Consider the following 26,188-nt stretch of genomic DNA (forward strand, 5'->3'; position numbering starts at 1 on the left):
CGCCGAGGGGCCTTTGGCCTCTAAATCAGTCCTGCCCGTTACTTGCCGGAACCTGAAATCCTGTGCAGCAGCGTCGCCAACTCGGCTCTCGTCAGCCATTGGCGCGGACCGAAGGATTCGTAGGTTTTCGGTACGGCTCCGCTTTTGTCCCGATACCCGGTTGCCCATTGCCGATCATACATATATTGAATAGCTTGCCTCTCCGTCTTCGGCGCTTCGGTCCAGTAAGAAACCAGAATTCTCGCCATTTGTTCCCTCGTGATCGGTTCGTTGGCCGCCTTGCGGTTATCCGGCCCGCCCCGGACGGGCAATCGGCGCTCGGCGGCGAAGCGATAACCGTCCTCCGCCCACCAGGACGATTTCTCGCCTTCCGCCTGTCCCCCATCGAAGCGATAGAGCAAAGTCAGCAATTCCGCTTCCGTCAACGCCCCGGATGGAATAATGTAGGCTTTGGGCGGTTTATTTCCGTCTTTCATCTCTATTCCTCGTAGATACCCGTTTTCAATCGCCCATGAGACGCTCTCTGCCCAATAAGCCTTCGGATCGTAATCCGGGAATCGAGCGCCGATGTCAAGCGGTTGCCGATCCGGAAGCGCCTCGGGAGATGTCCCTCCAGACTGCGCCGCCGGGAGGAAGCTCCCTGTCCCGGTCTTGAATGAAAAGCGATCGTAAAGAGCTCCGTTTTGGCGGACGGTCAGCGTATACGTTTCATTCGGCTTCAAGGATTCTCTCGGAATGATTCGGTAATCCCGAACGCTCTGGCTGACTCCATAGTCGTACACGTCGATCTCCGCGCTCTTCGCCTTCGAGTCAGTCAGCGCGAATTGGTAATGGCCAGCCGTCTTGACTCGATAGGTAACGGGAAATCCGCCATATGAAGGAAGCGCGCTTTTTAAGCGATTGTTGACGTAATCGACGTAGTACGGATTGATAAGCTCCACCCCGACTTGCCCGTCATAAGGATAGTGGATAGGCTCTGCATTCGGTTCGGTCTCGTCTGAAATCAGTACAACGACGTCCTCATAGCTGCCAATCCCCATTTCCGTATTGCTGTCCGTAATGAATCCTTGTCTGTAGGACGTATCCATGACGACGATATCGATGACTTTATTCAAATCCGTTATCCCGTTTAAGCTTGCAAAATGGATCGCGTTCGTTTTCCCCGCTTGCAGAGCAAGCTCGTAAGGAGTCGGCCCGTCATGAATGCTCGCCGGCTTATCCGTGTAAAGGTATTTGGCGTAATCCCGAGCAACCTCGCTAAGTCGTTCGTCGAGCTTCATCGGGGCGAGATTCATCTTTGCCCTCACTTCATTGAGCCTGGAAAGCGCGCGCTCCAGTTCGGCAGGCGGCTTATAAGGAACCTTCGGCTCGATGCCAGGCGTCTCCGGGGGGAATTCGGGATTTGCCGGCTGCTGCGGAACGTGAACCGGCGCGTTAGGGTTCGTGGTGGTATAGTTGAACTGGTCGAACCATTGGCCTTGTTTCTTCACCGTTACCGTATAGGTGCGGTTTTGAAAAGCAATATCTTCCGGGAACAAGTACTTCGTTAGTCCGACGCTTTCCGAGAAATAAGGAATCACCCGCCCCTCCTGATCCGTAATTTCAAAGTCGTATTCTCCCTGTTCAACGAACGAATAAGTAATGACATAGCCGGTCATTTTCCCTGGGATGCTGAACACTTCAAACGGATCCGGTCTCTCCATCCCGCTGCCGAACATGTTGTCGGGGACGACCTGATCGTCATACGGATAATGATACGGTACGGTCTGTTGAAGATCAGCCAACCCTGTATTAATAACCAGATAATCGCCCGCCCGACCCATTCCGATCTCGATAACCTTGTGACTCAGCAGCGCTTGTCTGTGAAATGGCGCGTGCATAAATTGATCTATGCCCCATTTGACGTCTTGACCCCAAAGCTGCACGGCGACTTCTCCGAATGACGCCGCTTGCCCCTGGTAACCCGCAAATTGAATTCTTTCCTTGGGTCCCTCGCCCGTAAATCCGTCCAATCCGCGTTGTTGTTCGTGTTGAAGGACGCGATGCTTACTCAAGTATTCGGCATGGCTTTGAGCCGACTGATTCAAATATGGATTGAGAACAACCTGGCCCACGCCGACTTTACTCCGAATCTGATTGAGATAGTTCAACGCTTCGTTGTGCTCGCTAGTGAAAGATGGATTGGCGTAAGCCCCTTGAACCGGAAAGCCGGCGACACAAAGCAAGATTGCCAGAAATACTAGCAACGATTTCATGATTCGTTTCACTGGAATCGCCTCCCTTCGACCTAATTGGTTCTATTATACTACAACTTTTCTACCACAAACTTCAAAGATTTCGTTTTTTTGGACACCGCATCAAAAGAGGGTCATGCATTCAGTTCAGCCAGGCTCCTCCCAAAAAGAAAAAAGACCGCCTCGTATGAGACGACCTCCTTCTTTATGCCTGCCCCGGCCCTGTCAGCCAAACGAATTCATCGCATGCCGGCGGGCTAGAACACCCCAAATTAATATTCCAGGTTCGGATACAGCGGATATTGAGCGGTCAGATCGGCGACGATCTTGCGCGCCTGATCCAGAGTCGCTTCGTCCTTCGTATTTCTCAGCGTCAGAGCGATCACCTTGGCAATCGTCTTCATCGCTTCGACGCCCATGCCGCGCGTCGTGACGGCCGGCGTTCCGACCCGGATGCCGCTCGTGATGAACGGGCTCGTCGGATCGAACGGAATGGCGTTCTTGTTCACGGTAATCGCGACGGAATCGAGCACATGCTCCGCTTCCTTGCCCGTAATGTTCAGATTGCGGGTGTCGATCAGCATCAGATGGTTGTCGGTGCCGCCGGAGACGAGATTCAAGCCTTCGGAGACGAGCGCCTCGGCCAGCGCTTTGGCGTTGACGACGACGTTGCGGGCATATTCCTTGAACGACGGCTGCAGCGCTTCGCCGAGCGCGACGGCCTTGGCAGCGATAATATGCATCAGCGGACCGCCTTGCGTGCCCGGGAACACGGCCTTGTCGATCGCGGCCGCCCACGCTTTGCGGCACAGAATCAAGCCGCCGCGAGGGCCGCGAAGCGTCTTGTGCGTCGTCGTCGTGACGAAGTGCGCATGCGGCACCGGACTCGGATGCTCGCCGCCCGCCACCAGACCGGCGATGTGCGCCATGTCGACCATGAACAGCGCGCCTACATCGTTGGCGATCTGCCCGATCTTCTCGAAATCGATCGTGCGGGGATAAGCGGAAGCGCCCGCCACGATCAGGCGCGGACGGTGCTTGAACGCCGCCTTGCGCAGCTCTTCGTAATCGATCGTGAACGTCTGGTCGTCGACGCCGTAAGCGACGAAATTGTACAGCAAGCCGGACGCGTTCGCCGGGTTGCCGTGCGTCAAGTGGCCGCCGTGCGCCAGATTCATGCCCAGCACCGTGTCTCCCGGCTTCAGAACGGCCAAGTAGACGGCCAGGTTCGCTTGGGCGCCGGAGTGAGGCTGCACGTTCGCATGCTCGGCTCCGAACAGCTCCTTGGCGCGGTCGCGGGCGATCTGCTCCGGAATGTCGACGTATTCGCAGCCGCCGTAGTAACGCTTGCCCGGATAACCTTCGGCGTACTTGTTCGTCAGCACGGTGCCCATCGTTTCAAGAACGGCAGGGCTGACGATATTTTCCGAAGCGATCAGCTCGATATTGTCGCGCTGGCGCTTCAGCTCCAGATTAAGGGCTTTGACGATTTCCGGATCTTGGTTGCGCAGGTTTTCCAACATAATAATGATTCCTCCCGATTTCGTAATGAAAGAAGTCAATCGCAAGCGCTTGAAGCGGCTTCGTCCGTGTCTGCCGCCTTTCCGTCTTCGCGTGCCGCCTCGTATACGGCTCGGGCGCCCCCGATCAGCCTCGGCCGGGTCGCGGCCATCGTCACTCTGGCGAGCCCGATCTCGCGAAAGGACGGTCTGAGCGGGACCGCGACCGGACGAAGGTGCATTCCGATCAGCGTCTCGCCGATGTCGATGCCCGCATGAACCTGGACGGCCTCGACGAGACAGGGCTCCTCCATCCGGCGATAGGCATACGCCGCCATCGATCCGCCCGCCTTCGGGACGGGAACGGCCGACACCTCGGTCCACCCCTGAGCCTCCGCCAGCCGGCGCTCGGTCACGAGCGCCCGGTTCAAGTGCTCGCAGCACTGCCAGACGACGTGAACGCCGGCCCTCGCGCGCGCGCGCTCGATGCCCTCGTGAATGCGGCTCGCGATCTCTTCCGCCCCCGAGGTTCCGATACGATGGCCCCGCACCTCGCTCGTGCTGACGCCCAGCACGACGATCTGGCCCGGACGGACGGCGCCCATCTTTACGAGTTCGTCCATCAATTGTTCCGCCCGATCGGCTATCGACTGCATTTCCCCCGTCATACCCGACAACCTCCTCACGCGCAGTGGTTTCGCGACACAACGACAATCCAGATAGTAGTATACCTGAATTTGCCTGGGCCAAACCGCAGACCTCGCGGCTCGATCCGCAGGACGCCGGCACGGCGGGACGCCGACGGCAGCTTCAAGCGAAAAAAGACAAAAAAGAGCTAGCGCGCTTCACGCACGCTGCTCTTCGCCCAGGCGACCGGCCGTCATTCCGATGCTCCGCCGTGGTATGCTCCACCTGTCGTCGCCAGTTACATCGGAACCTTGAAGTTATACGTTCATCATACCGAAGGTCCGCCAAAAAAGCAATCACCGACTTACGAATCGCGCGGATTCGAATCCCATTTGTCCAGCAGCGTCATTAAAATATCCTCGATCTCGTCGGCCGTTCGTTCATAGAGCGACAGCGGACCGCCGAACGGATCGGCGATGTCGAAATCGGGAATTCTTCGCTGCAGCTCGAACAGGCGGGCCTTCTCCTCGTCCGACAGCTTCTCTCCGAGCAATTGCTTGACCTGCCACTCCGAGTACAGCCGCTCCGCCTCGGCCACGTCGTCCATCACGGGATCCCCTCGCAGCGCGTACTCCTTCAGCGTGTACGTTTTGGACAGCGCCTCGGGGTAACGCTCCAGAATCGCCCGCTTGTGGCCCGACGTCATCGTCAGGATAAGATTGGCCCAAAGCACCTCTTCCGCAGTCAGCAGCGTCGAAGCTCCGGGAACGTCCAGATTCCTTCTTCTGAGCGCCTCCGCCGCATTCGGCGAGATCGGAGAGCCGGTCGAGGCCGCGACGCCCGCGGAGCGGATTTCGAGCGTTTTGCCGCTGCGGGCGGCCAGATCCTTGAAGATCGCTTCGGCCATCGGGCTGCGGCACGTATTGCCCGTGCATACGATCAAAATCCGATTCATGATTTCCCCCTGCTTCTCGCTTCTATATCACAAATAATAGACCAAATCCGAACAAAATAACACCGCCCAGCGCTTCGCCGTACCCCCCCAGGCTTCGGCTGACCTTTCTCCCCAGCATGAGTCCCAGCACGCTCATCAATCCGCCAAACAGCCCGAACAGCAGCACCGTCAGCCAGACATGCGCCGAGAACATTCCCAAGGACACCCCTACGGAAAAGGAATCGATGCTTACGCTGAACGCGAACACGAGCATCCCCCACAACGTGCGATGGTTGATCGAGTCTACCGCTTCGCCCCGCAGCGAGCTGTACACCATATGTCCTCCCAGCAGGAGCAGCAGCGCTCCGGCTGCGCTGGTCGCGATTCCTCCGAGCAGCTCGCCGACGTATTGTCCCGTATACATCCCGCCGAGGGGCATCAGCACGTGGAAAATGCCGATCAGCGTACTCAGCTTCAGAATGTCGTAGAAGCGAACGCCCCTCAAGCCGATTCCGATTCCGAGCGAGAACGCGTCCATCCCCAAGGCGACCGCCATGACGAATATGGTCAGCGCTTGACCGGCTGCCGCCGACACGTCAACCATGCTTTTCTTCCCCCTTGCACCCGGCCGGCGCGACGAACGGTGGTCGCGTCGGCCGCCGCCTTGTCCTTCCTCACAACATATGCGGACAAGACGTCGGTCATGCACAAGGAATCCAGCAGCGGCTGCGGTAGGCTCCTTCCGATCAGCGGACGGGAATCTCGCGCCCTCCGGCCGCTTTGCGCAGCCGGTTCATCAGCGCTTCGCCGATCCCGTCTTCGGGATAGCCCTCCGCGACGATGAAGTCGATGCCCCGCTCGTCGCACTCGCGAAGCGTCGCGTACAGCGCCTGAGCGGCCTTCTCGGGCTCGGCTCGGGAGCCCCAATCGAACACGGCGTGGGCCCGGTAGCCGGCTGCATGCTCCGAGCAGCTCAGCACGGCGACCCGCCGTCCGGCCGCTGCGGCCTGATCCGCCTGCTCCTGCACGATCGGCGGCAGTCGCCCGGCTTCCCCGGTGACGATCCGCATATCGCCTCGCGGCGCGTAATGCGCATACTTGACTCCCGGGGAGCGCGGAGCCGAGGCATCTTCCGCCTGCGCTCCGGTCTCCGGACGGCCTTCCGTCCGCGCCGTATCCTCCGCCACGTCCGCCATCCCCTTCGCGGCCCGGCGCAGTTGATCCTTAGTAATCCCGCCCGGGCGGAGAATATGCACGACGCCGTCCACGACCCGCACGACCGTCGATTCCAGGCCTACGCCGGTCGCCCCGCCGTCCAGCACCCCGTCGATTCTCCCGTCCAGATCCTCCAGCACGTGCCGCGCCAGCGTCGGGCTCGGCCGTCCGGAACGGTTGGCGCTTGGCGCGGCGACCGGACAGCCCGCCCGTTCGATCAGCTCCCTCGCCAGCTCATGCGCGGGAACGCGCACCGCGACCGTATCCAGCCCTGCCGTCACGAGCGGGGACACCGCCCCCTCCCTCACCGGCAGCACCAGCGTGAGCGGCCCCGGCCAGAACGCGCTCATCAGCGCCTTCTCTACCGCGCCCACCTCCGCGGCCAATCCGGCCGCGTCCTCGCTTCGCGCCACATGCACGATCAGCGGATTGTCGGACGGACGGCCCTTGGCCGCGAATATCCGCCCCACCGCTTCCGTGCTGGTCGCGTCCCCGCCGAGGCCGTACACCGTCTCGGTCGGGAACGCGACAACGCCGCCGGCGGCGATCGCCGCGGCGGCTTCCTCGATGCCGGCCCGCGGCTGCTCCGCGGGCCAATATTTCGTCTCTATCCTCATGATGCGGATCATCCTCGTCTTCAACCGGTTTCCCGCTATTATAGCATACCGGGCTAGGGACGGCTTACCCGAACAGCGAGCCGAGGAATGCGAACAGCTTCTCCAGCAGCTCCCACAGGAAGAACTTCGCCTTCGGCTCATCGTCTCCGGCCCCGGAGGATGCGCCTCCGGACGAAGCGCTCCGCGCATCGGTCGTCGCCCCGGCATCCTCTTGGGCGACAGCGGCCGTCAGACAGAGCGGCGGGAACAGCACGCACCACCAATTCGTCCCCGTTCCCTTGCCGAGCGTAATTCTTAAGGCCTCGTAATTCCCCGCCTCGTAGGACGAGCCCTCGAACGTTCTCTCGGGGAACGGCACCTCGCCCAGCTCGGCCGTCCCTTCGTAAGCTGCGCCGAGCTCGTCCAACTGCTCGTCGACGACGCGCTGAATGTCGGCCAGCCGGCTTTCGATGAGCGCGTAAGCCTCGTCGTGGGTATCGGGCATTCCGCCCCACGATGCGATGTGCGCGGCGACCTCGTCGCGCACTTGATTTTTGATCGCTTGATCCGCCCGGCTGTCGGAGTTGGCGATAATGCGAATGCGGATGGCGTCCTCGGGAATCGTCTCCCCGTTGCCCGCCGCCGCAAACCGCGCCCCTCCCGCGAATAAACCCAACCCTAATACGGCGATTAACAAAACCATTTTCGTTGCCGAATCATAGAAAAAAGAATGATGGCGATTACGCATAGTTTCCCGCTCCTCATCGCACCCGTCGGCGCAGCGCTATGCGTTCCGGAACGTCTAGCCATCAGTATGTCCGGAATTGAAATCTATAAACCTAGCAATCCGGATTTTCCGCCGGAATCTCTTTTTATCGTGCCGCCTTCTCCCTCCGTTTCATAGATTCGATCGTCCGCTCCGCCGCAATCGTCCGTTTCGTTCTGTCTCCCCGCAGCGACGTACCCAAAGCATCCGTATCCTTAAGCAGATGGCCCGTGGGAATGCAGGCGGCCGCCTCCACCTTCTCGATCGTCCCGCTTGCGACCAACTTCCGCAGACCCGCGACCGTAGCTCGCGACCGACCGTAGCCTGCGATCGACGGTAGCCGCCGACGCCGTCTCGCAGCCGATGCCGCTCCCGTCGATCAACCGCTTCTCCTCCAAAAATTCCGCATCCGTCACCAAACAGGTCGTCCCCCCTCCCCATCATGTTGTCCGGTTAAGCCGTTGTCGTATGCGATCGACGGCGCACATTATGCCTGTAACTTTCTAACGGATGCAGTAGCGCTTAATCGATCGTTTTCTCGAAAAAGAAAAAGCTAACGGTTGCCACCGCGCTTATTTTGGAGGTATCGAGCGAAACGGCACGTTTTCAGCTGAAATAGCCGCTGCTGCAACCGTTACAATCTCCATGTTGCGAAAACGGCACGATTAGCCGCGCTGGCAACCGTTACGTTAGTGGGCTGGTGGGGGTTGGCGCAAGTTGGCGCGAGTTGGCGTGGGGTGGCGAGAATCGGCCTTTGCTCGCGTTGACCAGCAGGTGACCTTGACCTGAAAAAGTGGACAGCTAGAATCCCCCAATTACACCCGTTGGGCTAATGAATCATTACTTACTCTCATACGCAAAAGGCGGCACATAACCGTTAGAAGAATGCGTTCGACGTCGGTTATAAAAGAGCTCGATATACTCAAAGACAGCTTTCTTGGCTTCTGCTCTGGACTTAAATCTGCGCTCATTAAGCCATTCCATCTTGAGCTTCCCCCAGAATGATTCCATTGGCGAATTATCGTGACAATTGCCTTTGCGACTCATACTGCATACAAAACCATGCTGCTTTAACAGCTGCTGGTAGTCCTTGCTGGCGTATTGAACACCACGATCGGAATGTACGATTAAACCTTGCTTCGCACCTGTACGACCGATGGCTTGCTTGAGAGCAGTTGAGACAAGGTCCGTCTTCATCCGACTGTCCATTGCCCAACCTACGAGCTTACGCCCATGCAGATCCATCACGCCAGCTAGATAGAGCCAGCCTTCCGCGGTTGGAATGTAGGTAATATCTGAGAGCCACTTTTCATTAGCCCTGCTCGTCCTAAAATCTTGTGCTACAAGATTCTCTGCCACAGGCAGGTTGTGGTTTGAATTCGTTGTTGCTTTGTATTTCTTCACTACTTTAGAGCGGATTCCGTTTGCCTTCATGATTCGAGCTACGCGGCCTCTGCTAGCCTTTTTCTCGGGAGGCAAATTATTGGCGATTTGCGGCGCACCATAGATCCGATGGCTTTCTTCATGTATAGCTTTAATCGTCTCCAAGAGCTCGCGGTTTTCCTTGCTGCGCTTACTCTCAGGACGAGTGGTATGAGCATAGTAGCCGCTTCTCGACACGTTGAGGGCCTGACACATCTTCGCAATCCGAAATTCGAAGCGGTGTTCAAAGATAAACTTGAACTTGATTATTTCAGATTTTTCGCGAAGTAGGCCGCTGCTTTTTTTAGGATTTCGTTCTCTTCCTTGAGATCGGCAAGCTGCTTTCGGAGGTTGCGCATTTCTTCGTCCTCCGGCTTTAGGTGCCCGCTACCTGGGAAGGCATCGTTACCGTCTCGCTTGTACGTACGGACCCAGTCACGAACCGTAGTGTAATGAACACCTAGCTCATTCGCGGAATCACGTATCGTCGATTCTCCGCTCAAGATCCGCAATGCCACTTGTTCTTTAAAAGCCTTATCATACTTTTTCTGCCCCATGAGAAATCCCTCCATCATTTATTATAGAGGGTTTCTATGTGTCCATCTATTCGGGGCAAGATCAAGGTCTCCGCCGGCGACTCCTTTAGCCCCCGCCTCTTGGTCTTCGTAAGTTACCGTGCAGGTCGCCCCCTCCCCATCATGTTGTCCGGTTAAGCCGTTGTCGTATGCGATCGACGGCGCACATTATGCCTGTAACTTTCTAACGGATGCAGTGGCGCTTAATCGATCGTTTTCTCGAAAAAGAAAAAGCTAACGGTTGCCACCGCGCTTATTTTGGGGTTATCGAGCGAAACGGCACGTTTTCAGCTGAAATAGCCGCTGCTGCAACCGTTACAATCTCCATGTTGCGTAAACGGCACGATTAGCCGCGCTGGCAACCGTTACGTTAGTGGGTTGGGGTAGTTTGGTGGGCTGGCGTGGGCTGGTGGGCTGGCGTGGGACGGCGTAGGCTGGTGGGCAAGCGTAAGTTGGTGGGCTAGCTTGGGCTGGTTGGTTGGCGTGGGTTGGCGCAAGTTGGTGCGTGGTTGGTTGGTGGGCTGGCGGGGGGTGGTTGGCTAGCGTAGGTTGGTGCGTGGTGGTCTGGTGGGTTGGTGGTCTGGTGGGCGAGTCTCGCAATCCGATGAATTTTAAGCCGCCGATTGGCAGCTCTTTTGCTGTCCTTATCTGAGCCGTCCTGGACAAACGGCCTTCAACGTCCTAAGGACGCCGAAAGCCGTTTTACTTGTGACTCCATTCGTGTATCCGCAACTCACCGAACCGCCACTACATGCCGCTCGATGCCGGCGTAATCCAAGACGAAGTGGATCTCCGTCCAATCGGCCGCCTCCCTGAGCAGCTCGGCGACGTCCCTGGCTTGGCCTGCTCCGACCTCCCAAGCGACGATCCGCGGCAGCCTGGGCAGTTCCTTAAGCTGCCGGACCATCGTCCGATAGGGGTTCAGCCCATCCTCGCCGCCGTCGAGCGCAAGACGAGGCTCATGATCGCGCACCTCGCGCTGAAGCCCGGGAATATCAGACGACGGAATGTACGGCGGGTTGGACACAAGAATATCCACTGCTAGCCCGCCTCCCGCGGCCGACGTCAGAAACAGCTGCAGCAGATCCCCCTGGACGAACGAGATCCGTCCGTCTACCCCATGCTTCCGCGCGTTGCCGCGCGCCACTTGCAGCGCCGCTTCCGACAAGTCGGAAGCCGTCACCCGCCAGAGAGGCCGCTCGGCCGCCAACGTTACCGCCAGCGCGCCGCTTCCCGTGCCAACGTCCAGCACGACGGGCGCAGGACGGGGAGCGTCCCTGCCACCGGATAGCTTCTCCGCATCGAAACTCGACGTCTGCCGTTCTCGTTCAGGCTTTTCGAACTGCTCATTCGCACCGACTCCAACCTCCGAACGGATCAGGTCGGGGGACCTCCACTCCGTCGCCCCCCGTTCTCGTTCAGGCTCTTCAAACTGCTCATTCGCACTGCCCCCAACCTCCGAACGGATCAGGTGGGGGGACCTCCGCTCCGACGTCTCCCGTTCTCGTTCAGGCTGTTCGACCTGCCCGCTTGCAGCCGACCCGGTCTCCGGCCAGATCAAGTCTCCGGCCTTCAACACGGCCTCGGCCAGCAGTTCCGTCTCCGGGCGCGGAATGAGCACCGCCTCCGTCACCTCAAACGCCCGGCCGTAAAAATGCTGCTCCCCGACCACGTACTGAACCGGAACTCCCGTCTCCCGTCTCTCCAGCAGCTCCGACCACGCCTTACTTTTCTCCTCCGGAAACGGTTCCCGCCAATCCCGCAGCAGCTCCGCCTTCCCGATTCCCAGCGCATGAAGAAGGAGAAGCTCAGCGTCCGCGTTCGCTTCTTCGACTCCGGCATGCCCTAGTCGTTCCGCGCCCGCTCGCCAAGCTTCTCCCAACGTGGGAGGGCGGCCCGCCTCTCGCTCCAAGCTCACGCCCAAGCCCTCCCTTTATTGCTTCATCTGCTCGCGCTCGAGAATTTCGGCCTGCTCGGCCAACGTCAGCGCCTGGACGATCTCGTCCATATCGCCGTTCAGCACATATTCCAGACGGTGAATCGTCAACCCGATCCGGTGATCCGTCACCCGGCTCTGGGGGAAATTGTAGGTGCGAATCCGCTCGCTCCGGTCGCCCGTGCCGACTTTCTCCTTCCGCTCCCCGGCGTACTTCGCTTCCTCCTCCTGCCGCTTGACGTCCATAATCCGCGTCCGCAGCACTTGAAGCGCCTTGTCCTTGTTGTCGTTTTGCGACTTGCCGTCCTGACAGGTCGCTACGATGCCGGTAGGCAGGTGGGTGACCCGAACGGCCGACTTGGTCGTATTGACGGACTGTCCGCCCGCTCCGCTGGAGCAGAACGTATCGACCCGGATGTCCTTGTCGTGAATGACGATGTCCAGTTCCTCGGCCTCCGGCATGACGACGACCGTCGAGGTCGACGTATGGATGCGTCCTCCGGATTCCGTCTCCGGCACCCGCTGCACGCGGTGGGCGCCGCTCTCGTATTTCATTTTCCGGTAGGCTTCCGGACCGCTGATCGAGAAAATAACCTCCTTGAACCCTCCCAGGTCGCTCACGCTGGCCTCCAGCATCTCCAGCTTCCAGCCCTGGCTGTCGGCATATTTCGCGTACATCCGGTACAGATCGGCCGCGAACAGATTCGCTTCCTCGCCGCCGGCCGCTCCGCGAATTTCCACGATGATGTCCTTCCCGTCGTTCGGATCCTTCGGCAGCAGCAGGAACCGGATCTTCTCCTCCAATTCGGTGCGGCGGGCGTCGAGCTCCTCGATCTCCAGCTTGACCATCTCGCGCAGCTCGTCGTCCAATTTATCGTCCTGCATCGCCTTCGCATCCTGCAGCTGCGTCAGCACTTGCTTATATTCTTCATAGGCTCGGTACGCTTCCTCGAGTCCGGCTTGCTCCTTGGCGTAGGTTCTCAGCCGCGCTGAGTCGTTCACCACGTCCGGGTCGCTCAACAGCTCGTTAAGCTTCTCGTATCGATCCGCCAAAACTTGCAGACGGTCCAGCACTTGTCCTCATCCTCCGCTCGCTAGCAGTGTTTACATTACCCCTTATTATAGCACATGAATGCAATAGCGTGCGGGAATGGCTGGACGGTTCAGATCAGACCCGATTTCTCGAGAAGCCTATGAATCATGGCCGCCGCTTTCGGCATGAACACGTCCAGCAGCCATCCTTCGAGCAGTTGTCAGGCTTTCGAGGTTATCGATCGGCAGTATCGCCCTAAGCCCGGGCATCGCACGTCCACAACAAGAGACCGATGATCGCTCATCGGTCCCCTTTTGCCCATGCTATTTCGTTCCGCAGCCCTTGTCAGGACCGCTTTGGCCGCTTACATCCGCGGAAGAATTCCGAGGAACTCCTTCGTGTCCGGGTCGAAGATCATGGCGATCGGTCCGACGAGAGCGTCCTGGTCCGTGTTATAGACGACGGAGATTACTTTGCCGGCTGCGGCTTGAATCTCGGCGAGCTTCTTCTTCTGCGCTTCCGTCGAGCCCATCAGGTTGATGTTCGCGGAGTCGACTTCCGAGACTTGGGCCTCCTCCTTCTTCGTAATCAGATGCGGCTTCTCGTTCTCCGGCATGTTCTTCCAGCCCAGCTCGCGATATTCCGCGATCGTCGCCGGAGCGAGCTGCGCGACGTCCGAGAGGACGACGAGATAGTGGAGCGGACTTTGCGGAGGCATGCTCTTCGTCAGGAGCGGACCGTAATAGGCGCGAACCCGGTCGCCGGCCTTCAGGTTGGCGAACGGAATGTCTTCGCCCTGAGCCGTCATGACGCTCGTTTCCTTGCCCGCATTCAGCACGAGCGTAGTCGTCGTCTGCCCGTCCTTCGTCTCGCCGAACGCCACCTTCCAGCCGTCGTCGGTTTTCTCGATCGATTGGATGACGTCCTCCTTCACGACCGTCTCCCCGCTGACGACGACTTTATGCGCCAGCGATTGGCCCGGGAAGCTCAACGCGATCATCGGGCCGAATTCGGCCATAATTCGGGTGCCCGCTTGCAGATCGGCGACGTTGACCGCTTTGCCGCTTTCGTCCGTCAGCTCGGTCTCCCGGTCGATCGTCAAAATCATCCAGCGCTGATCTCCGTGGCCGAGCATTTCCACGCGGTACCGCCCTTCCTCCTCCGTCGGCGCGATATTCACGATAACGCCGATCATTCTCGCATATTCCGCCTCCTGCACTTCCTTCGATTGGAATTGGATCTCTTTCGTTTTCGGGTTCCAGCGGAGCTCGTAGCCCAGCTCGGCCGCCGTTTCGCGGGCCGGCAGATAAGCCTTTCCGTTAATGTAGACCGGGTTCAGCGCCGTTACGTCTCCATTGACGGATACGACGACGTCTTTATGGAATACCCCGGTAACTTTGCCGACGAGCCCGCTCGCGCCTACGGCGGCGCTTGACCCCAGCAGGCCGACGGCGGTCAACACGACCAACAGCTTTTTCTTCTTCATCATGAATTTCTCCTTTCGGAAGATCGGATACGTTGCTCCGGCGGGCGCTGCCGCCCTGCCTCCAACCTCACTGACGCACGCTTGACGAAAAAGGTTCCATGAGAAAAATCTAACTTTTCTCCGGTCGCGCAAGCAATCGCTTCCGGCACGCGTCTTCCTCCTCATGAGCTTTCCCCATCCGGCGCAGCCGGAATTCCCGAACGTCGTTCCCTGCAAAGCGGCACAAAAAAACCGATGCTCGATCGTCTCGAACATCGGCCTTCAATATCGACTGCAGCTTACACGTTAAACAAGAAGTGCATCACGTCGCCGTCGGCGACGACATACTCTTTGCCTTCCAGCCGGACGAGTCCTTTCTCCTTGGCCGCCTTCATCGAGCCGTTGGAGACCAGATCCTCGTACGACACCACCTCGGCGCGGATAAAGCCCCGCTCGAAGTCGGTATGAATAACGCCGGCCGCCTGCGGCGCCTTCGTTCCTTGGCGAATCGTCCACGCCCGCACTTCCTGGACTCCCGCCGTAAAATACGTGTACAACCCGAGCAGCTTATATGAAGCGCGAATTAGCCGATTAAGTCCCGACTCCGCCAAGCCGAGCTCCTGCAGGAACATCTCCTTGTCCTCGCCCTCCAGCTCGGCAATCTCGGATTCTACCTTCGCGCTGATATGCACCACCTCGGAGCCTTCGGCCGCCGCGTATTCGCGCACTCTCTGCACATACTCGTTGCCGTCGGCATTGGCCGCGTCGCTCTCGCTCACGTTCGCCGCATACAGAACCGGCTTCATCGTCAGCAGATGGAGGTCGCGGACGAGCCGGGCTTCCTCCGGCGTCAGCTCCAGACTTCTGGCCGGCTTCTCCGCCGTTAGGGTCTCATGCAGACGCTCCAGCACCGCAAGCTCTTCGGCGACCTTCTTGTCCCCGCTCTTCAGCCCCTTGCGCGTGCGCTCCATCCGCTTCTCGACCGACTCGATATCCGTCAGGATCAGCTCGAGGTTGATGACCTCGATATCGTTGATCGGATCGATCTTGCCGGACACGTGCGTAATGTTTTCGTCCTGGAAGCAGCGAACGACATGCACGATCGCATCCACCTCGCGGATGTTGGCGAGAAACTTGTTGCCCAGCCCTTCTCCGCGGCTGGCTCCCTTGACCAAGCCGGCGATATCGACGAACTCGAACGCAGTCGGTACGATCCGGTTCGGGTTCACGATCTCCGCCAGCTTCTGCATCCGCTCGTCGGGAACCTCCACGACGCCAACGTTCGGATCGATTGTACAGAACGGATAGTTCGCCATCTCCGCTCCCGCTTGGGTAATTGCATTAAACAAGGTCGACTTCCCTACGTTCGGAAGGCCGACGATTCCGCACGACAGTGCCATTAGCCTAACACTCCTGACTTCTCGCGATCGCTTACCGCCTACAGCTGTAAGCGCATCGTCAAGCTGTTCAATTCTCACGCCATTATAACGGAACAGCGCGGCAACGTCCACTGTTCGCCGCCTGCCGCGTTCTCCCTTCCGGCGTCGGCCCCTCCCCGTGAAGACGCCCCGCAAGCGCCGCTTTGCGCTTACGGGGCGTGCCTGCTTCTCCAGCCGCCTCCTGTTCCCGGGTCGCACCCTGGACTATGCCGCGAAATCGAACAGATCCTCGAGTTCGGCCGGGTCCGGAGCCTCCAGCGCTTCCGGAGGAACGACGATCTCGGAGATGGCGTTCGGTTTGGCGTAGAGACCGGCCACCGTCTGCTTGACCGGCGTCTTCTGGCCCGGCTCGAGCTCGGCGGTCAGCTCCGTTTCGATCCGGTACGACATCGGCCAGTGATGCTCCTGATCCAGATAGTAGGCCACCTTTAGACGCTCCACCTCGAGCCTCTCCGCGATGTCCGCTTCCGAATCGGTCAGACCGAGCGTGCTTTTGAGCAAGCCCGCCAGAAAGACGCTGGCCTCCGGCCCGTTGCCCTCGTACCGAATCACGGTCGCGCTCCCGCTCCGCTCGGCGAGCAGCTTCGGCTCCAGCTGCCGAATGCGCGCAATCGCCTTCTCCGGATTGACCTGCAGATCGGACAGCGTCTTCACGTTCTCCTCGGCAGTCTCCGGGGAAAGCCGGCTCCACTCCTCGTACTCGGGCAAGTACATGAAGTAGGCCTCCGGCGTCACAATCGAGCGCAGCTCGGACTCCTCTCCGTCGATGACGCTTTTGATCGTTTGATCCAGTTTGAGCGGCTCCCGCTCCACCTTTCCCTGCATGTCGACGCGAACGTCCGAGCGCGCCGCCTTCCCGACGGGACCGAGCCCCTGGGTCATCTGCAGCTCGAAAGCGTACTTCTTCATTTGGCCGGCGGCGGCAGCGCCCCGCTCCAGCCATTGTCCGGCGGACGAGATTCCCGGCGGGGGCGAAGCGTCCGGCGGCTGTGCGCCTTCGTTATTCCCGCCGCAGGAAACGAGCAGCAGCGTCCCGAGCAAGCCGACCGCACAGGAGAAAACCGCTCTTCGCCTCGCGGACGGCGGCGAATCGTTCATCATCATTTGCCAACCTCCCGATACGGATAACGCTTTAGCGGAATGCGCACAATGACCTCGAAGAGAGGAGGGATCGCCCATGGAAAATCAATCGCACAAAGGGAACTATAAAGGCACTGCGCGCATGAAGGCGGAAAATCAGGACATGGCCTTCGTTAACGACACATTGGAGAACACCAAGTCCGTCGCCCCAGCGCCGCGGGCGAAGAAGAAAACCGATTGACCGAAGCGCCGCGGGATCGGCAAGTCGCCTTGCGGCTGCCGACCCGCTAATCCTCGGGTTTGCCGTTCCCAGGACCCGCGGCATCCCCGCCGCCCCTGAAGTCCAGCCGCGCCTAACGGTCGGACCTGCGGCTGCTGCGCGTCCTCTCCCCTTAGCTTGTCCAACAACCACGAACGTCTTTCCTGTTTCCCCAAGGAATAAAAATCGGCCCTACAGCAATTTCCATCGGAACATCTCGGCTCTTCCTGCGTCTAACTAAATACTTGACTGCAAGGAGGAATAGACGATGCGTAGAAAGTATCCGCTTCTGGCCGCGGTTCTTCTCGCTGTCCTATTGGCTGGCTGCGGAGCCAACACCAATAAGAACGGAGCAACCGATGCTCCGATCACTTTCCCGCCCTCACCCTCTTCAGGGGGCCCAGCGACATCTGCCGCAAGCGAAGAGCCTTCCGTCGAACCAGGCGAAAGCTCGCCCTCTCCGTCATCCGATCAAGACCAGACGTCCGACGCGAAGCTCAAGGAGCTTGCGCTCGAAGCCGTCGGTTATTTAAGAGAGAGAGATCTCGGTTCTCTAGTCACCCTGATCGACCCGGAGCAGGGCTTGCGCTTTTCTCCTTACCCTCACGTCAACGTCGATACCGACCTCATATTTAAACCGGAGGCGTTCCCGACCTTCAAGGACGAGAGCAAGCTGACATGGGGCGCAGCCGACGGGAGCGGAGAGCCGATCGAGCTCACGTTCAGAGACTACTATGAGCAGTATGTATATACGAAAGATTTCGCGGATGCTCCGCAAGTTAACGTTAATCAAATCGTCGGCACGGGCAATGAGAGCTTTAACGTTCCGGAGGTTTACCCTGGAGCCTCTTACGTCGAATTCTATTTCCCGGGATTCGATGAAGAGCTCGACGGCATGGATTGGCAAAGCCTTGTGCTCGTATTTGCGCCCGCCGAGGACGATTGGCACCTTGTCGGCATCGTCCATGGGCAATGGACCGTCTAAAACCTATAGAGGAAAGGCCGGACATGCGGGAATCATTCCCGTTGTCCGGCCTTTTTGTTATCCGTTCGTCAGCGCCCCGTCCGGCTCTCTCTGATGGAACGCGAATGGGTCAGCGATAGAAAAAAACGCCGCAGCCACCATGCAGGGGGCTAACGGCGTTCTTTACTCCACATTACAGTTGGTTCTGGATTTTCGCTTTCAGCGCTTCCTTGCTTTGCAGGCCGACCATTTTGTCCACCGGTTGTCCGTCCTTGAACAGAATAAGCGTCGGAATGCTCATGACGCCGAACTGGCTCGCCAGCTCCGGCTCTTCGTCCACGTTGACCTTCGCGATGGTCGCCGTTCCTTTCAGTTCCTCGGACAGCTCCTCCACGATCGGAAGCTGCATTTTGCAAGGTCCGCACCAAGGCGCCCAGAAATCAAGCAAGGACACGCCTTGCGCCACGTTCTCGCCGAAGTTCTCTTTCGTAATTGCGACTGCCATAAGACATCTCTCCTATCCTCAAGTATAAATGTGATAACACCTATGATGATCGGGCCGTCAGAGAAGCCCGCTCCACCCTCGAGATCCGCCGGACTAGGTCTTCGCCATCGCGGTCAGTCTGGACAGCATCTGCCCGATCGTAATCGATTCGAAATACCTCTCCAGCTGTTGGTCCGCGCCGCAGAAGACCGCGTTCATGACCTCGCCCATGTTCGAGCCGACCAGACAGTCGGACTCCGGATCCCCGCTGCACCATTTCGGAGCGAGCGAGCCCGAGGCCAGGGCGCGATAGACGTCGGCCAGCGTCATGCTTCCCGGCTCTCGAGACAGCCGGTAACCGCCGCCCGAGCCTTCACGGGTATCCACGAAGCCGTTCTTGCGCAAGCAGCTCATCACCTTGCGGACGCGCACCGGATTCGTGCACACGTTGGTCGCAATCTCTTCGCTGGATGCCATCCCATCGGGGCGATGCGCCAAGAGGACCAAGCTGTGGACAGCTATAACAAATTCACTGTTCATGCGTTCAGCCTCCCCGGTGATTACTGTAATATTAACAGTTACAGTTGAGGCTGTCAATAGCCGACTTCTTCTGTATTATCCCCTGCCGCCCCCCGATTTTATGCTAGAAGTCGATATGCTCCGGGTCCGCTCCGAAACGCCGATTCTCGTTCAGTTCGTCGATGGCCGCCATGTCCTCGGGCTCCAGCTCGAAGCCGAACACGTCGGCATTCTCGCGAATGCGCTCGGCCTTGGACGACTTCGGAATCGTCACGACGCCTAATTGCAGCTGCCAGCGGATGAGAATCTGCGCCGGCGTTCTGCCGTATTTCTCAGCAAGCCCGGCGATCAGCGGATGATCGAGCCTGCCCTGCATAAGCGGTCTCCAGGACTCCAACTGGACGCCTTCCTTGCGGCAGAAGGCCAGCAGCTGTTTCTGCGTGAGCAGCGGATGCATCTCGACCTGATTGACCATCGGCTTGATGCGGCAGCTCCCCATCAGATCCTCGAGATGCGAGATGTTGAAGTTGCTGACTCCGATCGCCCGGACGAGCCCTTGCTCGTACAGATCCTCCAGCGCCCGGTAGGTCTCCTTGTACTTGCCGACGACGGGCCAATGAACGAGATACAAATCCGCATAGTCCATATCGAGCCGCTCCAGGCTTCTCTTGAAGGCGGCGATCGTGCTGTCGTAGCCCTGCTCGTCGTTCCACACCTTCGTCGTGACGAACACGTTCTCGCGGGGCACGCCCGACGCGCGGATCGCTCGGCCGACGCTTCGCTCGTTGCCGTACAGGGATGCGGTATCGATGCTGCGGTACCCCGCTTCCAGCGCGGCCAGCACCGCGTTCTCCGTCTCCTCTCCGTCCTTCGCCCTCCAGACGCCCAAGCCGAGCCGCGGCATTTGCGTTCCGTTCAGCAGCTCGGCCGCCGAATCGATGGTCAGCTTCATTCCGTTCTCCTCCCCTATAACGATCATCCTGTCTGTCGTTGTTCCCTCCTATATTAGCACGCCTCACGGCCAACCGTACATTGAATCCGCCCCGGCCGTCTGCCATACTAGGGAGAAGAAAGATATCCCAATCCGAAGAGGTGGCCGCGATGAAAATAGACGTGTACTCCGACATGGTATGTCCCTGGTGCAGAATCGGCAAGAAGAACATGAACGACGCAATCGAGACCTGGACGGAGCAGACGGGACAGCCGATCGAGGTCAGCTATCACGCGTACCAGCTCGACCCGTCCCTGCCGGCGGAGGGTCTTCCGTTCGGAAGCGTCATGGAGAAAAAAATGGGCGGAGCGGAACGGCTTCGTTCGATGCAGCAACGGATAACGGAAGCGGGAGCGAACGTAGGCGTCACCTTCCGCTTCGAGAAGGTGGAGCGCATGCCGAACACGGTGCTCGCGCACCGGATAACCGCCCTTCTGCCCCAGGAAGACGAGGCGACCTGGATCGAGGCGGTCATGAAAGCCTATTTCGAGGACGGACGGGACATCGCCAGGCTGGACGTGCTGCTCGACATCGCTTCCGAGCTCGGGCTCGACGCCGAGGAAGCCCGGCGCCTGCTCGACAACGGGGAAGGCCTCGAGGACGTCGAGAAGGATATGGCGACCGCCCAGGCGATCGGCATCTCCGGCGTGCCCTTCTTCATTATCGACAATAAGTACGCCTTGTCCGGAGCTTATCCGTCGGCGCAGTTCCTCGAAGCGTTCAAGAAAATCGCCCAAACCGGCTAAGCCGCACGGCGGCCGCTGTCCGGCTCGATCCGCCGGGCAGCGGCCGCCGTTGCGCAAGCCCCGCTTTACTTCCCCGCGCCCCCGGCAATGGCCCGCGCGATCCAGACGCCGGCCGCGCCGGCCTGAGCGAGCCCCCGCGTCACCCCCGCTCCGTCGCCCCCGCAGTACAGCCCGGAGATTTCCGTCTCCAGCGTCTCGGTCAGCTTCGGACGCGCCGAGTAGAACTTGGCCTCGACTCCGTAGAACAGCGTATGCTCGGAAGCCATGCCGGGAGTCACCTTGTCCAGCGCCTCGACCATCTCGATTAACGATTTCATCGTGTTGTACGGGAGCACGAGCCCCAGATCGCCCGGCACCGCCTCCGGCAAAGTCGGCTCGATAAAGCCTTCCTTAATCCGTCGGGACGTCGAACGCCGGCCGCGCATCATATCGCCGAACTTCTGGACGATCAACCCGCCGCCCGACAGATCGTTGGCCCGTTGGCAGATTTCACGGGCATATTCGTTCGGCTTGTCGAACGGCTCGGTGAACGCATGAGAGACGAGCAGCGCGAAATTCGTATTCGTCGAGCCGAGCGCCGGGTCCTTGAACGCGTGACCGTTCGCGGCCATCACGCCGCTGTGATTCTCCACCACGACATGGCCCGACGGATTGCTGCAGAACGTCCGCACCCTCGTGCCCACCGACGTGTGAAACACGAATTTTCCCTCATAGAGATGCTCGTTGATCTCCCGCATGACGACATCCGACGTCTCCACCCGCACCCCGACGTCCACCTGGTTGTTCGTCATCGACAGGCGCCTCTTCTTGAGCACCTCGGCCAGCCAGCCGGATCCGTCCCTTCCGGGCGCGACGACGACCGTATCCGCCTCGATCTCCTCGCCGCCCTTCAGCACGACGCCCCGGACGCGATGCTTCCCGTCCTCCTTCACGGACAGCACATCCGCGACCTCGGTTTTGAACCTCATCTCGACGCGGCCGCACAGCTCCTCATAGATCGACTTCAGAATTTCCAGATTCTGCTCCGTCCCCAGATGCCGGACCTGCGCCCTCAGCAGCTTCAGACCGGCCGCGTACGCTCTGCGTTCAATGTCCCGAACCGTCTCCGTCGTCGGGTCGGTCAAGCTCAAGGCCGCTCCGTGCTTCAGATTGATGTCGTCCACGTAGCGGATCAGATTCAGCACCCGCGAAGGAGGCAAATAATCGGTCAACCAGCCTCCGAACTCCGTCGTGATGTTGAACTTGCCGTCGCTGTATGCGCCGGCTCCCCCGAATCCGGCCGTAATCGAGCAGGCGGGCAGGCAGCCTGCGAACTCCTTTTTGCCGGCGGGCGGAGGACACCGCTCGATTTTGCTTTCCAGAATCGGACAGCGGCGGCGATGAATATCGTGGCCCTTATCAACCAGAAGCACCTTCAGCTGCGGAGCGTTCCTCATCAATTCGTAGCAAGCGAATATTCCCGTCGGGCCGGCTCCCACCACAATTACGTCGTAAGCGCTCATTCGCATTTTCTCCTTCCGGTTAGCCCTATGATGTTTGGACAGTCCAAGCAAAAGCCCCATCGGCGTCCTCTAGACGCAGTATCGCGTTGATGCCGGAGGGGATTCCGATCAGAATAGCGCATGGTAGACTTGCTGAAATCACGAAAAAAAATCCCGACTCCGAAGATACGGGAATCCCGTACCCATCGTAGTCAGGAATTTAAGGCTCCTGGTAGAGACCCCCGGCCCCTATCGCCAGGGATATACGAATGGATCCATTGACGGTTGATGTCGCTGTCCATTACGTAGGTTAACCGTTTTTCACGTACAGGTCAAGCCGAAATTCGCCCAATCATTCGTAAATAAGCTTTTATATCGATGGATTAAAAACAAATTCGCCTAAAAAACTTAATTTTACCGAACATTAGCCCGAATGCGCCCCTGCCCGAGGAGTCCGTAAAACCCCGAATCGTCCCGCCCCGCAGTCCGATGAGCAGGCCGAGGGCGAGCGCGTCCTCCGTCCGACTCAGCCCGTCTCGGCCAACTGGACGTCCACCGTCACCTGCAGCGACTGGCCGGACGTTCCTCGGTAGATGCCCTTGACCGGCACGATGTCGGGATAATCGCGGCCGTGCCCGAGCTTCACGTAGCGCCAGTCGACGAGATTGTTGTTCGTAGGATCGATCCCCTGCCACCCGACGCCGGGCACGTAAGCTTCGACCCATGCGTGCGACGCCTGCTCGAAGTCCGCGTCCCGTCCCTGCAGGTCGCCGACGAAGTGGTAGCCGCTCACATAGCGGGCCGGCACGCCCCGCAGACGGCACACCGCAATCAGCAAATGCGCGAAGTCCTGGCAGACGCCGGAGCCGATCTCGATCAGCTCCTCGGCCTTCGTATGCACCCCGGTGGACAGCGGCTTGTATTGAAAATCGCCGAAGATCGCGTTGGCCGCATGGCGCACGAACCCGAAGACGCCCTCCTCCTCTCCTCCAATCCGGGAGGCGTACGCCTCCACCGCCGGATCGAAAGACGCATAGACCGTCGGCAGCAAATATTCCGCGTTCGCGTCGATAAAGTCCAGGCTTCTCACCCGGCGCCAAGACTCCTCCGCTCCCCACGCGGCCTGCCACAGCGTATCGCGGTCCCGCGTCACCACCGTCGAATAGGCTGTGATCACCAGCTCCGAATGGGGCGAGTTGGCCGTGAAGGAATGCACGCGATTGCCGAAGAAGTCCTCGTAGGATTGCAGCTGCACGTTGGGCTCGATGACCAGCCGATGCTGGTAACACGCCTGTCTCTCGTCCGTTCGGGGCGATAAGCGAATCTCATTGACACTGTCCGTCACCGGCGAATCGTAGCGATATTTCGTCACATGGCAAATGTCGAGTCTCATGCGGTAACCTCCCGTCCCCGGGAAAAAAAGACGCCCGCCACCGCTTCGCCCAGCTGGCGGTTCGTCGTCAGCAGCTGCTGCAGCACGACGTTCAGCGTATCCAGAGTGATGTCGCTGCGGTCGAGCCAGCCGAGCTCGGACCGCGCCTTGCCCGCCATCCGGATCGTCTTCTCGAGCGCCGGATTGGCCCGGTCGGATTCCCGCCGGATGTCCTTCAGACGCCGCTCGAACGCCGCCAACGAAAATTGGGCCGAGCGCGGGAACGACTCCTGCAGGACCAGAAAACGCGACACCCCCTCCAGCGTAAGGTCCTCCTGACTTTGACGGCGGAACGCCTCGTACCCGCCGACCGATTTCAGCAGCGCAACCGTATAGCCGTAAGCGCCCTTTCGCTGCTCCGGCGCAATCCGGCCGACCGACTGAAGCAGCCGGACCACGTTCTCGGAGCGTTCCAGATAGCGCCCGCTTTCGAGCATATGCCACGACTCGTCCCGCAGCGCGATGGAGACGGCCGTTCCCTGGAAGGCGGCAAGCCGCTCCTTCAGCTTCTGGAAGAAGCTGTGCGGAGAAGCTTCCGCGATCTCCTCCATCCGCACGCCCTTCAGCCACAGATAAGCGCCGTTCAGCAGGTTCCACAGCTCGGAGGGCAGCTGCTCCCGGATCATCTTCAGATTGTTCCGCGCCTGGGTCATACAGGACAGAATCGAATTCGGCTGCGTCCAATCGAGCGCCAGGAAGAACAAAACGTCGCGCTCCCGATAGCTGTCGTACCTTTCCTCGTACAGGGCGCAGTCTCCGATCGCTTCGGCGATCCGCTGCCATGTCGCCTCCGGCTCCTCTCCGTCCTCTTCCCGCAGATGGTAGTATACGTCGAGCAGCCTTGCATGATTTTCCGCCCGTTCGGTATACCGCCCGATCCAGAACAGGCTTTCCGCTATCCGATCCAGCATTCAGACCCTCTCCTTATGGACGAAATTATCGAGACAGCACCCAAGTATCTTTAACGCCTCCGCCTTGGGACGAATTCACGACGAGCGAGCCCTCCTTCATCGCCACCCTCGTCAGCCCTCCAGGCAGCACCCGGACGTTCTCTCCGTCCGAGACGGCGAACACCCTAAGGTCGATATGCCGATGCGAGATTCGCCCCTCCTGGTTAATCGGGGACGTCGAAAGCTTGATCGTCGGCTGCGCGATATAGTTGTCCGGATTTTCCCGGATTTTCGCGGCGAACAGCTCCCGCTCCAGCTCCGTCGAAGAGGGCCCGACCAGCATGCCGTACCCGCCGGACAGCGACGTCTCCTTCACGACCATCTCCTCCAGCCGCTCCAGAACGTGCTCCCTCTCGTCCGGCCGGCTCATCAGATAAGTCGGCACGTTGCTTAGAATAGGGCGCTCGTTCAAGTAGTAGCGGATCATCTCGGGGACGAACGTGTAGATCGCCTTATCGTCGGCCACGCCAGTTCCCGGCGCGTTGGCGATCGCAATGTTTCCGTAGCGATAGGCGTTCATCAGTCCGGCCACGCCCAGCAAGGAATCCGGGCGGAAGGCGAGCGGGTCGAGAAAGTCGTCGTCGATGCGCCGGTACAGCACGTCGACCTGCCTCAGCCCCGACAGACTGCGAATGTAGATTTTATGATCCCTGCATACGAGATCCCGGCCCTCGACCAGTTCAATTCCCATCTGCTGAGCGAGAAAGACGTGCTCGAAATAGGCTGAATTGTAGCTTCCCGGCGTCAGAAGGGCGACGACCGGCTCGGCTTTATCGGAGGGCGAGAGCTTGCGCAAGGACGTTCGGAAATGCTGAAGGAAGCGGTCGATGCCGCGCACCGGGTAAGAGAAGATCAGCTCGGGAAAATCGTGCGTCATGATGGAGCGGCTCTTGAACACGTAGGAGAAGCCGGACGGAGAACGCAGATTGTCCTCCAGCACGAAGTATCCGCCTTTCTCGTCGCGGATGAGATCGATGCCGGATGCGGTTACGTATGCGCCTCCCGGCAGCGAGAGACGCATCATTTCCGTGCGGAAATACCGGTTTCCCATCACCATCCGGCGCGGAACGAGCCCGTCCTTCAGAATGCACTGCTCGTGGTAGATGTCGGCCAGAAAGGCGTTCAGCGCCCGTACCCGCTGCCGTGTACCTTGCTCGATGCTCTCCCATTCGTCCGCCGGTATAATTCTCGGGATCAGATCGAACGGAATCGTCCGCTCCAGCGCTTCGGGCTGTCCGGCCCCGGACAGCGTGAACGTTATCCCCTCCTCCAGCAGCCTCCCGTTCATCTTCGCCTGCCGGGCGATCCGCTCCTGAGGCGCCATTCGTCCGATCAGCTCATGAACCTTGGCATAGTGAGAGCGGACCCGCGCCCCGTCATACATCTCGTTGTAATACAGGGATGAAAGCGAAGGCACCGTCGTATCGTTCGTTATTCCCATCTTAGCGGCTCCTTCTCCCCACCGGGTTTTTACTGTAATCATATTCCTTCGGCATTTTCGTGTCAATAATAGTTACATATATGACTGATTTATTTTGTAT

At 59.3% G+C, this 26,188-nt stretch carries 24 protein-coding genes and 2 riboswitches; of the genes, 3 read left to right on the plus strand and 21 right to left on the minus strand.

Translation table 11 applies throughout. The features are described from left to right. Nucleotides 1-38 precede the first annotated feature (38 nt). The 14 genes from ACFO3S_RS15985 to ACFO3S_RS16050 all read right to left on the minus strand — a co-directional run bounded on the left by ACFO3S_RS15985 (nt 39) and on the right by ACFO3S_RS16050 (nt 16,845). On the minus strand, nt 39-2,267 hold the full coding sequence (locus ACFO3S_RS15985; RefSeq protein WP_378098146.1) for a CAP domain-containing protein: 2,229 nt from the start codon (nt 2,265-2,267) through the stop codon (nt 39-41). 239 nt (nt 2,268-2,506) lie between these two features. Beyond that, on the minus strand, nt 2,507-3,757 hold the full coding sequence (locus tag ACFO3S_RS15990) for a serine hydroxymethyltransferase (protein ID WP_378098149.1): 1,251 nt from the start codon (nt 3,755-3,757) through the stop codon (nt 2,507-2,509). A gap of 35 nt (nt 3,758-3,792) precedes the next feature. Then, nucleotides 3,793-4,401 (minus strand): TIGR01440 family protein, encoded by a 609-nt coding sequence (locus tag ACFO3S_RS15995; protein WP_378098151.1) that lies wholly within the window; start codon nt 4,399-4,401, stop codon nt 3,793-3,795. A gap of 188 nt (nt 4,402-4,589) precedes the next feature. Next, nucleotides 4,590-4,672, minus strand: a riboswitch (ZMP/ZTP riboswitch). Between the two features lie 52 nt (nt 4,673-4,724). Continuing rightward, the gene (locus ACFO3S_RS16000; protein ID WP_378098154.1) at nt 4,725-5,315 is read right to left on the minus strand and encodes a low molecular weight protein arginine phosphatase; all 591 of its coding nucleotides are present in this window, start codon (nt 5,313-5,315) and stop codon (nt 4,725-4,727) included. 22 nt (nt 5,316-5,337) lie between these two features. Beyond that, nucleotides 5,338-5,898: a manganese efflux pump MntP gene (locus tag ACFO3S_RS16005; RefSeq protein WP_378098157.1), complete on the minus strand. Its 561-nt coding sequence runs from the start codon at nt 5,896-5,898 to the stop codon at nt 5,338-5,340. A gap of 142 nt (nt 5,899-6,040) precedes the next feature. Further along, the gene (locus tag ACFO3S_RS16010) at nt 6,041-7,126 is read right to left on the minus strand and encodes an L-threonylcarbamoyladenylate synthase (RefSeq protein WP_378098160.1); all 1,086 of its coding nucleotides are present in this window, start codon (nt 7,124-7,126) and stop codon (nt 6,041-6,043) included. Between the two features lie 64 nt (nt 7,127-7,190). Then, nucleotides 7,191-7,853, minus strand: a complete 663-nt coding sequence (locus ACFO3S_RS16015; RefSeq protein ID WP_378098163.1) for a stage II sporulation protein R — start codon at nt 7,851-7,853, stop codon at nt 7,191-7,193. Nucleotides 7,854-7,977: 124 nt separating this feature from the next. Beyond that, nucleotides 7,978-8,154, minus strand: a complete 177-nt coding sequence (locus ACFO3S_RS16020) for a hypothetical protein (protein ID WP_378098166.1) — start codon at nt 8,152-8,154, stop codon at nt 7,978-7,980. A 557-nt stretch (nt 8,155-8,711) separates the two neighbouring features. Continuing rightward, a protein-coding gene (locus ACFO3S_RS16025) for an IS3 family transposase (protein WP_378098169.1) occupies nt 8,712-9,850 on the minus strand; the annotation gives its coding sequence in 2 pieces (ribosomal slippage) (nt 8,712-9,601 and nt 9,601-9,850; 1,140 coding nt in all). Nucleotides 9,851-10,601: 751 nt separating this feature from the next. Further along, nucleotides 10,602-11,786 (minus strand): N5-glutamine methyltransferase family protein, encoded by a 1,185-nt coding sequence (locus tag ACFO3S_RS16030; RefSeq protein ID WP_378098172.1) that lies wholly within the window; start codon nt 11,784-11,786, stop codon nt 10,602-10,604. 15 nt (nt 11,787-11,801) lie between these two features. Further along, nucleotides 11,802-12,878 (minus strand): peptide chain release factor 1, encoded by a 1,077-nt coding sequence (gene prfA / locus ACFO3S_RS16035; protein WP_378098175.1) that lies wholly within the window; start codon nt 12,876-12,878, stop codon nt 11,802-11,804. 323 nt (nt 12,879-13,201) lie between these two features. After that, nucleotides 13,202-14,323 carry a stalk domain-containing protein gene (locus tag ACFO3S_RS16040; RefSeq protein WP_378098178.1) on the minus strand — a complete coding sequence of 374 codons (1,122 nt, stop codon included), beginning with the start codon at nt 14,321-14,323 and terminating at the stop codon, nt 13,202-13,204. A 278-nt stretch (nt 14,324-14,601) separates the two neighbouring features. Further along, entirely contained in the window at nt 14,602-15,702 is a 1,101-nt protein-coding gene (gene ychF, locus ACFO3S_RS16045; protein WP_378098181.1) for a redox-regulated ATPase YchF, read from the minus strand. Nucleotides 15,703-15,945: 243 nt separating this feature from the next. Continuing rightward, nucleotides 15,946-16,845 carry a DUF6612 family protein gene (locus ACFO3S_RS16050; protein WP_378098184.1) on the minus strand — a complete coding sequence of 300 codons (900 nt, stop codon included), beginning with the start codon at nt 16,843-16,845 and terminating at the stop codon, nt 15,946-15,948. 73 nt (nt 16,846-16,918) lie between these two features. Here ACFO3S_RS16050 and ACFO3S_RS16055 point away from each other — a divergent pair, with 73 nt between their 5' ends. Both ACFO3S_RS16055 and ACFO3S_RS16060 read left to right on the plus strand, forming a co-directional pair. Beyond that, entirely contained in the window at nt 16,919-17,062 is a 144-nt protein-coding gene (locus tag ACFO3S_RS16055) for a hypothetical protein (protein WP_378098186.1), read from the plus strand. Between the two features lie 286 nt (nt 17,063-17,348). Beyond that, nucleotides 17,349-18,065: a hypothetical protein gene (locus ACFO3S_RS16060; RefSeq protein ID WP_378098189.1), complete on the plus strand. Its 717-nt coding sequence runs from the start codon at nt 17,349-17,351 to the stop codon at nt 18,063-18,065. A 172-nt stretch (nt 18,066-18,237) separates the two neighbouring features. Here the strand turns inward: ACFO3S_RS16060 and trxA are convergent, their stop codons facing one another. The 3 genes from trxA to ACFO3S_RS16075 all read right to left on the minus strand — a co-directional run bounded on the left by trxA (nt 18,238) and on the right by ACFO3S_RS16075 (nt 19,999). Further along, nucleotides 18,238-18,549, minus strand: coding sequence for a thioredoxin (trxA, locus tag ACFO3S_RS16065; protein ID WP_378098192.1), 312 nt, complete (start codon nt 18,547-18,549; stop codon nt 18,238-18,240). Nucleotides 18,550-18,642: 93 nt separating this feature from the next. Then, the gene (locus ACFO3S_RS16070) at nt 18,643-19,068 is read right to left on the minus strand and encodes an RrF2 family transcriptional regulator (protein ID WP_378098194.1); all 426 of its coding nucleotides are present in this window, start codon (nt 19,066-19,068) and stop codon (nt 18,643-18,645) included. A gap of 103 nt (nt 19,069-19,171) precedes the next feature. After that, the gene (locus ACFO3S_RS16075) at nt 19,172-19,999 is read right to left on the minus strand and encodes an aldo/keto reductase (RefSeq protein WP_378098197.1); all 828 of its coding nucleotides are present in this window, start codon (nt 19,997-19,999) and stop codon (nt 19,172-19,174) included. A 149-nt stretch (nt 20,000-20,148) separates the two neighbouring features. Between ACFO3S_RS16075 and ACFO3S_RS16080 the strand changes: the two genes are divergently transcribed. Then, nucleotides 20,149-20,784, plus strand: a complete 636-nt coding sequence (locus ACFO3S_RS16080) for a DsbA family oxidoreductase (protein WP_378098200.1) — start codon at nt 20,149-20,151, stop codon at nt 20,782-20,784. A 65-nt stretch (nt 20,785-20,849) separates the two neighbouring features. On the opposite strand, the gene ACFO3S_RS16085 is transcribed toward ACFO3S_RS16080, so the two are convergent. The 4 genes from ACFO3S_RS16085 to ACFO3S_RS16100 form a co-directional block, all read right to left on the minus strand. Further along, complete coding sequence (locus ACFO3S_RS16085; RefSeq protein WP_378098203.1) at nt 20,850-22,286, minus strand: NAD(P)/FAD-dependent oxidoreductase; 1,437 nt, start codon at nt 22,284-22,286, stop codon at nt 20,850-20,852. 168 nt (nt 22,287-22,454) lie between these two features. Then, nucleotides 22,455-22,554: riboswitch (purine riboswitch) on the minus strand. A gap of 237 nt (nt 22,555-22,791) precedes the next feature. Beyond that, nucleotides 22,792-23,658: a transglutaminase family protein gene (locus ACFO3S_RS16090; protein WP_378098206.1), complete on the minus strand. Its 867-nt coding sequence runs from the start codon at nt 23,656-23,658 to the stop codon at nt 22,792-22,794. Next, complete coding sequence (locus ACFO3S_RS16095; protein ID WP_378098209.1) at nt 23,655-24,608, minus strand: alpha-E domain-containing protein; 954 nt, start codon at nt 24,606-24,608, stop codon at nt 23,655-23,657. Before ACFO3S_RS16095 ends, ACFO3S_RS16090 begins: the two co-directional genes overlap by 4 nt. 25 nt (nt 24,609-24,633) lie before the next feature. After that, nucleotides 24,634-26,088: a circularly permuted type 2 ATP-grasp protein gene (locus ACFO3S_RS16100; protein WP_378098212.1), complete on the minus strand. Its 1,455-nt coding sequence runs from the start codon at nt 26,086-26,088 to the stop codon at nt 24,634-24,636. Nucleotides 26,089-26,188 lie beyond the last annotated feature (100 nt).

The sequence above is a fragment of the Cohnella hongkongensis genome (genome assembly GCF_042654645.1).
Taxonomy (GTDB): domain Bacteria; phylum Bacillota; class Bacilli; order Paenibacillales; family Paenibacillaceae; genus Cohnella; species Cohnella hongkongensis.